General features: G+C 70.6%; 11 protein-coding genes and 1 tRNA gene. 3 read left to right on the top strand and 9 right to left on the bottom strand.

What is annotated here, in order from left to right; all coding sequences use genetic code 11:
• The first annotated feature begins 163 nt into the window (after positions 1-163).
• The gene (locus tag ACGFMK_RS00365) at positions 164-1852 is read left to right on the top strand and encodes a fatty acyl-AMP ligase (RefSeq protein WP_392755643.1); all 1689 of its coding nucleotides are present in this window, start codon (positions 164-166) and stop codon (positions 1850-1852) included.
• A gap of 66 nt (positions 1853-1918) precedes the next feature.
• Here the strand turns inward: ACGFMK_RS00365 and ACGFMK_RS00360 are convergent, their stop codons facing one another.
• The 4 genes from ACGFMK_RS00360 to ACGFMK_RS00345 form a co-directional block, all read right to left on the bottom strand.
• Positions 1919-2275: a DivIVA domain-containing protein gene (locus tag ACGFMK_RS00360; protein ID WP_392755641.1), complete on the bottom strand. Its 357-nt coding sequence runs from the start codon at positions 2273-2275 to the stop codon at positions 1919-1921.
• A 179-nt stretch (positions 2276-2454) separates the two neighbouring features.
• The gene (locus ACGFMK_RS00355; protein WP_392755637.1) at positions 2455-2775 is read right to left on the bottom strand and encodes a DivIVA domain-containing protein; all 321 of its coding nucleotides are present in this window, start codon (positions 2773-2775) and stop codon (positions 2455-2457) included.
• Between the two features lie 21 nt (positions 2776-2796).
• Entirely contained in the window at positions 2797-3390 is a 594-nt protein-coding gene (gene pth / locus ACGFMK_RS00350) for an aminoacyl-tRNA hydrolase (RefSeq protein ID WP_392755636.1), read from the bottom strand.
• A gap of 9 nt (positions 3391-3399) precedes the next feature.
• Positions 3400-4008 carry a 50S ribosomal protein L25/general stress protein Ctc gene (locus tag ACGFMK_RS00345; protein WP_392755633.1) on the bottom strand — a complete coding sequence of 203 codons (609 nt, stop codon included), beginning with the start codon at positions 4006-4008 and terminating at the stop codon, positions 3400-3402.
• A gap of 370 nt (positions 4009-4378) precedes the next feature.
• Here ACGFMK_RS00345 and ACGFMK_RS00340 point away from each other — a divergent pair, with 370 nt between their 5' ends.
• Together ACGFMK_RS00340 and ACGFMK_RS00335 are read left to right on the top strand one after the other, a co-directional pair.
• The gene (locus ACGFMK_RS00340; protein ID WP_392757522.1) at positions 4379-5473 is read left to right on the top strand and encodes a hypothetical protein; all 1095 of its coding nucleotides are present in this window, start codon (positions 4379-4381) and stop codon (positions 5471-5473) included.
• Between the two features lie 99 nt (positions 5474-5572).
• Positions 5573-6214, top strand: a complete 642-nt coding sequence (locus ACGFMK_RS00335) for an NAD(P)-dependent oxidoreductase (RefSeq protein WP_392755631.1) — start codon at positions 5573-5575, stop codon at positions 6212-6214.
• Here the strand turns inward: ACGFMK_RS00335 and ACGFMK_RS00330 are convergent.
• The 5 genes from ACGFMK_RS00330 to ACGFMK_RS00310 all read right to left on the bottom strand — a co-directional run bounded on the left by ACGFMK_RS00330 (position 6208) and on the right by ACGFMK_RS00310 (position 11568).
• Entirely contained in the window at positions 6208-7137 is a 930-nt protein-coding gene (locus ACGFMK_RS00330; protein ID WP_392755629.1) for a TIGR03621 family F420-dependent LLM class oxidoreductase, read from the bottom strand. The genes ACGFMK_RS00335 and ACGFMK_RS00330 overlap by 7 nt on opposite strands.
• Before the next feature lie 60 nt (positions 7138-7197).
• A complete protein-coding gene (locus ACGFMK_RS00325) occupies positions 7198-8178 on the bottom strand; it encodes a ribose-phosphate diphosphokinase (protein ID WP_392755626.1) in 981 nt (326 codons plus the stop codon).
• Positions 8175-9647 (bottom strand): bifunctional UDP-N-acetylglucosamine diphosphorylase/glucosamine-1-phosphate N-acetyltransferase GlmU, encoded by a 1473-nt coding sequence (gene glmU, locus ACGFMK_RS00320; protein ID WP_392755624.1) that lies wholly within the window; start codon positions 9645-9647, stop codon positions 8175-8177. The genes ACGFMK_RS00325 and glmU overlap by 4 nt, the downstream gene beginning before the upstream one ends.
• Positions 9648-9695: 48 nt before the next feature.
• On the bottom strand, positions 9696-11450 hold the full coding sequence (locus ACGFMK_RS00315) for a diguanylate cyclase domain-containing protein (RefSeq protein WP_392755621.1): 1755 nt from the start codon (positions 11448-11450) through the stop codon (positions 9696-9698).
• A gap of 46 nt (positions 11451-11496) precedes the next feature.
• Positions 11497-11568 (bottom strand) — tRNA-Gln (locus tag ACGFMK_RS00310).
• Between the last annotated feature and the right edge of the window lie 116 nt (positions 11569-11684).

The following is an 11684-nucleotide window of genomic DNA, read 5'->3' as shown; positions in this document are numbered from 1 at the left end:
GCGCGGGTCGTCGAGCGCACGTTCTCGACCCCACCGGCAGCACATCGTCAAGATCGCGTGGCGGTACCACCCTGCGTGGGCAGCGGCAGGTCGACGGCTGGCTTCGGGGGCCGGTTTCCGCGTTGGTCGGCGGATGTTGACAGCGAGACAGTAATCTCTGGCCATGAGCAGGTTCGTGGACACGCTCGTCGCCACCGCGGCGGGGCGAGGTCAGCAGCGTGGCATGGTCACCGGGGAGCCGAAGGAGCCGGTGCGGCGGACCTGGGCGCAGGTGCACGAGCAGGCCCGGCGGATCGCCGGTGGCCTGGTCGCCGGGGGGTTCGAGCGGGGCGGGGCCGTGGCGGTGCTGGCCGCCGCGCCGGTGCTGATCGCGCCCACCGTGCAGGCCGTGTGGCTGGCCGGGGGCAGCGTCACCATGCTGCACCAGCCGACGCCGCGGACCGATCTCGCCGAGTGGGCCGAGGACACCGTGCGGGTGCTCGGGATGATCGGGTCGGACCTGGTGCTGCTGGGTGAGCCGTTCGACCAGCTCGCGCCGGTGCTGGCCGAGAAGGGCATCGGCTTCAAGCTGATCAACGAGCTGGCCGGCGCCGAGCCGCTCGCCGACGTCGTCGGCACCGACGAGGGCGAGACCGCGCTGCTGCAGCTGACCAGCGGGTCGACCGCCGACCCGAAGGCCGTGCGGATCACCTACGGCAACCTCTACTCCAACGTCAAGGCCATGGTCGACCGCGCGGAGTTCGACTTCGACACCGACGTGATGGTCTCGTGGCTGCCGACGTTCCACGACATGGGGATGGTCGGCTTCCTGACCGTGCCGATGACGTTCGGCGTCGAGCTGGTCAAGATCACCCCGGTCGAGTTCCTGACCGGGCCGCTGATCTGGCCCGCGCTGATCACGAAGTACAACGGCACGACGACGGCCGCGCCGAACTTCGCCTACGCGATCGTCGGCCGCCGGATGGCCCGCGTCGAAAACGACGACGAGTACGACCTGTCCAAGCTGCGGATCGCCCTCAACGGCGCCGAGCCCGTCGACGAGTCCGCCGTCCAGACCTTCGTCGACGCCGGTGCCCGGTTCAAGATGCCCGCCGAGTGCGTGTTCCCGGCCTACGGCATGGCCGAGGCGACCCTCGCGGTGTCGTTCGCGCCGCTGTTCACCGGGCTCACCCTGGACGTCGTCGAGGCCGACGCGCTGGAAGCCGGCAACCGCGCGGTCCCGGTCCCCGAGGGTGACGAGCGGCGCGGCACCGACGGCGTCCGCTCGTTCGCGGTGCTCGGCCGTCCGCTGGACGGGCTCGAGGCGGAGATCGTCGACGAGAAGGGCGAACGGCTCGGCGAGCGCGAGGTCGGCGAGATCCGGCTGCGCGGCGAGGCCGTCACGCCCGGCTACCTCACCATGGACGGCCCGCTCGACACCCAGGACGCCGACGGCTGGCTCAACACCGGCGACCTCGGTTACCTGGTCGACGGCCAGATCGTCATCTGCGGCCGCCGCAAGGACGTCATCATCATGGGCGGCCGGAACCTGTACCCGACGGACATCGAGCGCGCGGCGACGTCGGTCGAGGGGGTGCGCGCGGGCAACGCGGTGGCGGTGCGGCTCGACGCGGGCAGCCGCCGCGAGCGTTTCGCCGTGGTCCTGGAGTCGAAGCTGGCTGGGGACGCCGAGGCCGAGAAGAACCTGGTGAAGCAGGTGTCGGCCCGGGTCCGCGACGCCGTCGACATGCGGCCGTACGCGGTGGTCGTGCTGCCGGCGGGCAGCCTGCCGAAAACGCCGTCCGGCAAGGTCAAGCGGGCGGCGACGGCCACCCAGTTCGCGGACAAGATCAAGAAGAACGCGGACGCGTAGCTCCAGCGTCCCAATGCGGCGTTCGGTGCGTCAGACGCACCCAACGCCACATTGGGGCGTTCGGGGTCAGCGCTGCTGGAGGTGGTCCGCCAGCTCGGCGGGCGGGGTGGCGCGTTCCGCCGTCGCCTCGTGCTCGGAGCGAGCGCCCGGGAGGTCCGGCGCGCGGCCCGTCCGGGCGGCGAGCTGGTCCTCCACCGAGTCGAGGAACTCGTCGACCTCGCGCTCGTCGTACCCGCGCTTGCCGATCAGGGGCTTCGAGAACATCACGTGGTGCACTTCGGCGGCGGTCAGGTCGTCCTCCTCGGCGAACGTCTTGGCGACGCGCCGGACGAACTCGTCGACCTCGTGCTTGGCGTAGCCACGGCGGCCGATCGGGGCGTTACCGAAGGTGACCTCGGCGAGGTCTTCGGCGGTGAACGACATGGAACTCTCTCCGATTCCGGGGTTGGCGGTGCGAACTCCGTTCACCGTCCTAACCCGTGAACAGGCTCCCCGGAAGAGTCTGACCCCAAGCTCACCCCGACGGGCACCCTCGCGCCCGCCATCGAGTGAGCGGGACTACCGAGCGCCATGTGGCGGGTTTCACACCGCGACCTGGGGGTTCAGCTCCGGCCGAACCACTTCCGGGTGCCCTCCGGCCGCCGTTCTTCGGCCACCGGCGGCGGTGGCGGGTTCCGCAGCAGGACCAGCGCCGCTTCGGCCTCGTCGAGGAAGAGGTCGACCTGGGCCTGGTCGTAGCTGCGCGCGCCGAGCGGCATGATCGTGAACTCGACGTAGTGGATGTCGTCGGGCGTCAGGATGTTCCGCCCGGCCAGCGCTTCGGCGATGAGGTCGAGGAAGGCGTCCACCTGGTCCTCGTCATAGCCGCGACGGCCGAAGCGGGGCTTGCCGAACGCGATCGCCCGGACTTCGTCAGGGGTCATGGCTTCACCTTGCCACCCGTGTCAGCCTGCGTGAAAGGTGTTCTGCGCGGCCGCGAGGCCGGTCTCGACCAGCGCCTCGGTCGCGTCCGCGCACCGGTCGACCTCGAACGGGAGCTCCTTGCGCTCGACCGTCGAAAAGTCCTTCAGCACGAAGTCCGCCGGGTCCTGGCGACCCGGCGGGCGGCCGATCCCGAACCGCACCCGGTAGTACTCGCGGGTGCCGAGCGACTTCGTGATCGAGCGGAGCCCGTTGTGGCCGTTGTCGCCGCCGCCGAACTTGAGCTTCAACGCACCGAAGTCGACGTCCAGCTCGTCGTGCACCACGACGACCCCGGTCGGCGGGATCTTGAAGAACTTCGCGGCGCCGACCACCGGCCCGCCCGAGAGGTTCATGAACGAGCGCGGCTTCACCAGCACGACCCGGCGGCCGCCGAGACGGCCTTCGAGCACTTCCGCGCCGCTCTTGTGCGCCTTGAACTTGCCGCCGATCCGGCCGGCCAGCTCGTCCAGCACCATGAACCCGACGTTGTGCCGGTTTCCGGCGTACTGGGGCCCGGGATTGCCGAGGCCGGCGAGCAGGATCAGCTCGCCGGCCCCGGGCAGGTCTTCGGTCATGCGGAAATGCTATTCGGCGGCTTCGGCCGACTCGCCGCCCGCCTCGGTGGCGGAGTCCTCGTCCTCGGCCTCTTCACGCTGCGGCTCGTTGACGGCCACGACGAGGGAGTCCGGGTCGGTGATCAGGACGGCGCCCTGGGGCAGCTCGACCTGGGAGGCGGTGATCTGGGTGCCGATCTCGGCGCCCTCGATCGAGACCTCGAACTGGTCCGGGATGTGCAGGGCCTCGACCTCGACCTGCAGGGTGTCGACGTCCTGGTTGACCAGGCCGCCGGGGCCGGGGTTGCCGGTGACGACGACGGGGACGTCGACGACGATCTTCTCGCCGCGCTTCACGACCAGCAGGTCGACGTGCTCGATGTAGTTCTTGAGCGGGTGCACGACGATCGTCTTCGTCAGCGCGAGCTCGTCGGAGCCCTCGATGGCGAGGGTGATGACGGCGTTGGAGCCGTTCTCACGCACGACGCGGGCGAACTCGATGGCCGGCAGCGCGAAGTGCCGGGGGTCCGAGCCGTGGCCGTACAGGACGGCGGGGATCTTGCCGGCGCGACGCGTGCGACGCGCGGCGCCCTTGCCGAACTCGGTGCGCGGCTCGACGGACAGACGTACCTCGGACACGGTGTGGCACTCCTTCAAATCACGAACATGGTGCGGTGAACAGCATGCTGCGGCGGGGATGCGGTGGTCTTGTCGTTCAGGTGGTTGCGTTCGGCGGCGAGATTTCCGGGCGTGCACGACAGCCGGGAGGGCTACTCGAGCCGCCGCGTCGATCACGCCGGGCACCCTGGAAGGGCCCCGCCTCGCCGAGACAACCTCAAGAGTGTAAACCAACCTCATCACGGTGGGTTGCGGCGGGTGCCCGGACCAGGCTAGAACCCTCCTAGCGCCCAGGATGTGACGACACAAATCCGGTGGCGGGACTCCGCCTGCCGAGGTGTGCTCGGCGGAGCGGAAGAGCAGGGGGGCGAAGATGCGGGCTCGAGGCACGGTGGTGGCCGTGTTGCTGTTGAGCGGGCTGCTGGCCGGTTGTCAGGTGGCGGTCCCGGGCACGCCCGGTGTTTCCGCGGCGGACCAGGAGAAGGCGGATCAGCGCGCCGCGCAGCGCACGGCGGTCGACGCCGCGCTGGCGGCGCTGGAGCAGGCGCCCGCGCTCGCGTTGAAGTCGACGGTCAAGGGCGCCGCACAGCAGTTCCGGATCACCCGCGGCGGCAGCGCGGTCGGCGCGCTGCCGCTCGAGGGCGGCGTCGTCCAGGTGACGGCCGCGGCCGGGCAGTTCTACCTGCAGGCCGACGCCGGCTACTGGAAGGCGCACGCGATCGACGAGGGCGCCCAGTTCGGCACGAGCTGGGTGCGCTCGCTCGGCTCCGAGCTGCCGATGGACCCCGCGGCCAAGCTCGCCCCCGCCGCCCTCGCCGGCGCGCTGCGCAAGGCGATCGCCGGGATGGACCAGACGCGCGAGCCGGTCAAGGCCAAGCTCCCGGACGGCACCGAGGTCTTCCAGCTCGGGGCCGCGCCCAGCGTCGTGCGCGTCACGACCGCCAAGCCGAACCGCGTCGTCAGCTTCGCGCCGGCGCTGCTCGACCCGCAGGCCGGGCCGAAGTTCGGCACCGAGTTCCAGGTCGCCCCGCTCACCGGGGACGCGATCAAGACGTTCCACACCGACCTCGACAACACCGTCGGCGGCCTCGGCCAGCCGTTCGAAGGGCTGGTGCAGGCGAGCGCCGTCGTCACCAACGACAACCTCGACTGCAAGGACTTCGTCGGCTCGTGCACCACGACGGTGGACGTCTCCAACAGCGTCGTCGGCACGCCGGCTCCGGGGGAGAAGAGCACCGTGCACCTCAACCTTTCGGTCGAGGTGAGCGCCGACTCGCTCGGCTCGCAGACGTGCACGGCGGCGGCCGACGCCGAGCCGTACGCGACGGTCAAGATGTCCTGCACGGTCACCTTCCGGCTCCCGAACCGCACGGCCAGCTACCAGGTGCTGTCCAAGCCGAGCGCGACGGCGGAGGTCCGCGCGGCGCTCGACGTCAACGCGGTGAAGCAGAAGCTGGCGACGGAGTTCGCCGCGCTGGGCGGCTGACCTGGACACCTACCCGGCGGTGCGTTGCTTCCGTTGAAGTAGGTGATCTTCCGTTCCTACCATCGGCTGCGTACAGCCGAGACGAACGGAGAAACAGACATGGCCAAGCTGGTCATTTTCGGGGGGACCGGGTACGCCGGGGGCAAGATCGGCGCCGAGGCGCTGCAGCGCGGGCACGAGGTGGTCGGGGTCGCGCGGAACCCCGGTTCGGCGCCCGAGGGCGTCGACGAGCGGCAGGGCTCGCTGCACGACGAAGAGTTCGTGGCGGGGCTCGCGAAGGACGCCGACGTGTTCGTGGTCGCCACCCCGGCGCGCGCGATCGACGGCAAGAAGCTGATCGACGCCGTGCCGTCGCTGGTCCGGATCGCGCGCGAGAACGGCGTCCGGCTGTCGTTCGTGGGCGGCGCGGCGAGCCTGCTGGTCGCCGAGGGCGGCCCGCGGCTGTTCGACACTCCCGAGTTCCCGGACGAGTACAAGGACGAGGCCGGCAACCACGCCGAGGTCCTCTCCCTGCTGCGCGAGCAGCCCGAGGACCTCGACTGGTTCTACGTCAGCCCCGCCGCCGAGTTCGGCGCCTGGACCCCCGGTGAGCGCAAGGGTGAATTCCGCCTCGGCGGCGACGTCCTGGTGACCGACGAGAACGGCAAGTCGCACATCGGTGGTGACGACTTCGCGATCGCGTACGTCGACGAGATCGAGCAGCCGAAGCACCGCCGGGCGCGGTTCACCGTCGCCTACTGACGGCTTTCGGGGGTTCGGGTGGCGAAGCCCCCGGCCCGGGGCGAAGCCTCGGTTGGGCGCTGAAGTTCCTTCAGCACGGGCGCGAACGTCTCGAGCATCGGTTCGAACACCGTGATGTACGAGAAGCCGTAGCGCTCGCGCCGGGCTTCCAGCTGCCCGGCGATCTCCTCGACCGTGCCCAGCAGGAGCTGGGGCGCGTCGAGGAGTTCCCGGGCGTCGGCGACGGCGCTGCGCTCGGTCAGCTCGTGCCACGCCTCGGCGGCCTTTTCGCGGTCGTCGGTGACCTCGACGTGCTGGACCAGCATGTTGTACTCGGGGTCGCGGCCGGTGTGCGACCGGAAGAACCGCACCCGTTCGTCCATCGCCTCGGCGTTGTCGAGCTTGAAGGTGCCCGGCGGCTTCCCGGGCTGCTGCCGGAGCCCGCCGAATCCGACGACGTCGGCGTGCTCGGCGGCCAGCTTCAGGACGCCGTCGCTGTTGCCCGCGATGAGCACCCGCGGGTGGTCGATGCCCTCGTCCTCGAAGTGTTTCCGCAGGTGGCCGAGGCTCTGTTCGAGGTAGGCGATGCGTTCGGACGCCTTGTGCCACGGCAGCCCGGCGGCGTCGAACTCGGCTTTCATGTGCCCGGCGCCGAGCCCCAGATCGAGGCGGCCGTCGAGCAGCAGGGCCGTCGAGGACGCTTCGCGCGCGAAGAGCGCGAGGTTGTAGAAGGGCACATTGGACACGAGGGTGCCCAGGCGCGGCCGTTCGGTGACGGCGGCCGCCATGGCCAGCACCGGGAACGGCGCGAACCGGCCGGTGCCGAGGTGGTCGGGCACGGTGATGACGTCGTAGCCGAGTTCCTCGGCCCGCCGGCACTTGGCGATCCAGGCGTCGCGGCTGCCGATCTCGCGGAAGCTGACGCCGAACTTGAAGTTCCCCATGCCGGCGACGCTAGCGCCGGAAACCGCCGCCGGGCGCGGAGTTCGCGCCCGGCGGACGGATCAGGCGTTGCCGTCGAAGAGGGACGTGACCGAGCCGTCTTCGAAGACCTGCTGGATGGCCTCCGCCAGCATCGGGGCGATCGACAGCACCGTCAGGCCGTTGAACCGCTTCTCCTCGGGGATCGGCAACGAGTTCGTGACGATGACCTCGCGCGCCTTGCACTGCGAGAGCCGCTCGGTCGCCGGGTCCGAGAGGATGCCGTGGGTCGTCGCGATGACGACGTCCGCCGCGCCCTCGTCGATCAGCGCTTCGGTGGCCTTCACGATCGTGCCGCCGGTGTCGATCATGTCGTCGATCAGCACGCAGAGCTTGCCCTCGACCTTGCCGACCACGCGGTTGGCCACGGCCTGGTTCGGCTTGTCCGGGTCGCGCGTCTTGTGGATGAACGCGATCGGCCGGTCGCCCAGCGTCTGCGCCCACTTCTCGGCCAGCCGCACGCGGCCCGAGTCCGGCGAGACGACCGTGATGTCGGCGTCGCCGTAGGTCTTCTTGATGTGGTCGGCCAGCACGGTCTGCGCCATCAGGTGGTCGACCGGCCCGTCGAAGAAGCCCTGGATCTGCGCGGTGTGCAGGTCGACCGTCATGATCCGGTCGGCGCCCGCGGTCTTGAACAGGTCCGCGATCAGCCGGGCCGAGATCGGCTCGCGGCCCTTGTGCTTCTTGTCCTGGCGCGCGTACGGGTAGAACGGCATCACGACGGTGATCCGCTTCGCGCTCGCCCGCTTGAGCGCGTCCACCATGATCAGCTGCTCCATCACGTACTCGTTGATGGGCGTGGTGTGCGCCTGGATGACGAAGGCGTCGGTGCCGCGGACGGACTCCTCGAACCGGACGAACAGCTCGCCGTTGGCGAACGTGTGCGCCGTCTGCGGGGTGATCGTCACGTTGAGGTGCTCGGCGACCTCTTCGGCGAGCTCCCGGTGCGCCCGTCCGGAGAAGAGCATCAAGTTCTTCTTCGGCGTACCTGACTTCGGACTCATGCTGGCGACTCCCCGTCGGTTCCTGCTGCTGAATCGGCGTCGAGGGCGGCCTGGGCCGCCTCCGCCGCGGGCGTACCCGGCCGGCGCCGGATCGCCCAGCCTTCGATGTTGCGCTGCGGCGGCGCCGACACCGCGAGTGTGCCCGGCGGGACGTCCTCGCGGATCACGGCACCCGCACCACTGTAAGCGCCGTCACCGATCCGCACCGGGGCGACGAAGGTGTTGTCGGCACCCAACCGGACATGTGACCCGATAACGGTCTTGTGCTTGTTCACCCCGTCGTAGTTCACGAACACGCTGGAGCAGCCGATGTTGCTGTTCTCGCCGATCGTGGCGTCGCCGACGTAGGTCAGGTGCGGCACCTTCGTGCCGGCGCCGATGTCGGCGGCCTTCGTCTCGACGAACGCGCCGAGCTTGGCCTTGACGCCCAGCTTCGTGCCCGGCCGCAAGTAGGTGAACGGGCCGACGTTCACGCGGTCGCCCAGCTCGGAGTCGGAGCCGTGCACCCGCACGACGGAGGCACCGGCCCCGATCGTGACGTTCGTCAGCGTGCTGTCCGGGCCGACCGTGCTGCCCTCGCCGACCGACGTCGTGCCCTTGAGCTGCACGCCCGGCTCGATCACGACGTCACGCGAGAGGGTTACGCCGGCGTCGATCCAGGTCGAGGCCGGGTCGACGACCGTGACGCCCTCGCGCTGCCAGCGGCGGACGATCCGGCGGTTCAGCTCGGCGCCGAGCACCGACAGCTGGACGCGGTCGTTGACGCCTTCGGTCAGCCACGGGTCGTCGACGACCAGCGCGCCGACATTCAGCCCGTCGCCGTTCGCGATGCCCAGGACGTCGGTCAGGTAGAGCTCGCCCTGCGCGTTGTCGGTCGACAGCCGTGAGAGGCCGTCGCGCAGCACCGCGGCGTCGAAGGCGTAGACGCCCGAGTTGATCTCGGTGATCTCCGCCTGCTCCGGGGTGGCGTCCTTGTGCTCGACGATCCCGGTGACGTGGCCGGCGTCGTCGCGCGTGATGCGGCCGTAGCCGGCCGGGTCGTCGACCACGGCCGTGAGCACGGTGACGGCGTTCTTCGCCTCGGTGTGCTCGGCCAGCAGGGTCGAGAGCGTCGCGGTGTCCAGGAGGGGGACGTCGCCGTAGCTGACGATCACGGTGCCGGTGAGGTCGGCGGGCAGGGTCGCGAGGGCGCAGCCCACGGCGTGGCCGGTGCCCTTCTGCTCGTCCTGCACGGCGGTGCCGACCGCGCGGCCGAGGTTCTCCGCGACGGCGGCCAGCTTCTCGCCGACGGCCGCGCGGCCGTGGCCGACCACCACGACGAGGTGCTCGGGGTCCAGGCCGGCGGCGGCCCGGACGGCGTGCTCGACGAGGGGCCGCCCGGCGATCGGGTGCAGCACCTTCGGCGTCGAGGAACGCATGCGGGTGCCTTCACCCGCGGCCAGGATCAACGTGCTCAGCGGGCCGGTCAACGACGCTCCCAACGGTTACCAGCATGTGGCTTCTGTCGGGCACCGATCCTAACTGTGCTCGTCGGGGTCCCACGCGGGGTCGGTGGGAAGGCCCTCGCTGGTCCACGCCGCGGCCGGGTCGGCGGCCATCGAGTTCGCCGACGCCACCTGGTTGCCGCCGCCGCGTTTGGCCTGGTACATGGCCGCGTCCGCGCGGGCGAGGACCTGCTCGCCCCGCTCCTGCGGGCGCAGGGAGACGAGCCCGATCGACAGCGTGACGCCGTGCGACAGGTGGTGCGGCAGGCCGGCGACGGACTTCACCGCGCGGCCGAGCGCCATCTTCGCCGCGGACGCCGGGGTGCCCGGCAGCAGCACGATGAACTCGTCACCGCCGTAGCGCGCCACCAGGTCGTCACCGCGCAGCGCGTCACGCAGCGTGCTCGCGACGACACGCAGCACGTTGTCGCCTTCGGCGTGCGACTGCTTGTCGTTGACACCCTTGAAGCCGTCGAGGTCGACGAGCGCGACGGCGAGGGGCTGCGCGTCGGCCGAGGACGCGAGCTGCCGCAGCTTCTCGTCGAGCGCGCGCCGGTTCGGCAGGCCGGTGAGCGGGTCCTGCAGGGCCTGCTGGGTGATCGCGCCGTGCTCGGCCGAGAGCCGTTCGTGCTCGCGGCGGGCGTTCAGCGTGGCGATCTGCGACTCGCGCAGGCTCCACATCTCCGACTCCAGCCGGGTCGCGTAGTCGATCAGCGACTGGCTGGCGCCGGACGCGTAGTCCGGGCTGGTGTCGAGGCGGGCGAGCTCGCGGGCGATGTTCAGCCGCATCGACGGCTGGGAGCCGTCCTCGCCGAGGGACTCACGGGCCGAGCGGAGCACGTCCAGCGCGTCTTCACGCCGGCCGGCCTTGTCGAAGCAGCGGGCGAGGGCGATCGTCACGATCTCGCGTTCGCCCGGGTAGCCGATGCCCTCGTGGAGCCCGCGGAGCCGGTCGATCTGGTCCTCGCTGGGCCGGTGCAGCGCGAGCGCGGCGGCGAGCACGCCGACCTGCTCGACGGCTTCGACGCCGACCCGGCGCGGGAACAGCGACTCGCTGTAGGGCCCTTCGATGGCCATCGCCATCGACGCGGCGGTGCGGAACTTGTCGGCGCTCTCGTCGTACTCTTCGATCCGCTCCAGCCGCAGGCCCCAGCCGAGCAGCATCTTCACCCGGTTCAGCAGCTGCAGGGTGATCTCGTGCGGGGTCGCGCTCTCGCGGATCGCGGACGCGGCGCGGCTGCTGACCTCTTCGGCGGCTTCGTAGACACCCAGCTGGTTGAGCACGATCCAGCAGTCGTTCAGCGTCGACCACAGCATCCGGTTCCAGGTGCGCTTGCCGACCTGGCGGTCCGGGATCGCGGAGTCGTCGAGGATGGCCAGTGCGCGGGCGATCTCGGTGAGCGCGGCGTCCTCCTGCGCGGCGAGCACGAGGCGGCGCCCGCGCAGCGCGTGCGCGTCGGCCCGCAGCAGCGCCAGGCCGTGACGGCGGGTGTGCGCGAGCATCTCGTCGAGCCGGGGCTCCGCTTCGGCGGCGAGGCCCTTGGTGATCAGCCGGGCGGTGGCGGAGGAGCGCAGCAGCTGCGCGACCAGCAACGGCTCACCGCGGCGCTGGGTCTCGTCGAGCAGCTCGTCCATCTGCGCGACGATCTCGAGCTGGTGGGGGTAGTCCGAACGCTGGACCGCGGCGGTCAGCTCACGCGCGCGTCCGACGAGCCAGGCGTCGGACATCTCGATCAGCGTGGGCCGCCTGGCCGCTACCGGGTCGGTCGCCTCTTCGGTCAGCGCCAACCTCCCGGTGTCGTGGTTCGGGGTCCTCGGCTTGGTGTTTCCGCTGCTCCGCCGCCAGGATTCGAACCTGAACTGTCAGAACCAAAATCTGAAGTGCTGCCGATTACACTACGGCGGATTGCTCCTGGTCAGGATAGCGACGATCGGGTGTCGTCCGCGCGGGGGATGCGTTACCGGCCAGTCCGCCGGGTACTCCGGTTCCGAAGGACTGGTGAGAGTTCAGGCACTCCCCAG

The organism is Amycolatopsis sp. NPDC049252 (genome assembly GCF_043197175.1).
GTDB lineage: Bacteria > Actinomycetota > Actinomycetes > Mycobacteriales > Pseudonocardiaceae > Amycolatopsis.
This window is presented reverse-complemented; position numbering and strand designations above follow the sequence as displayed.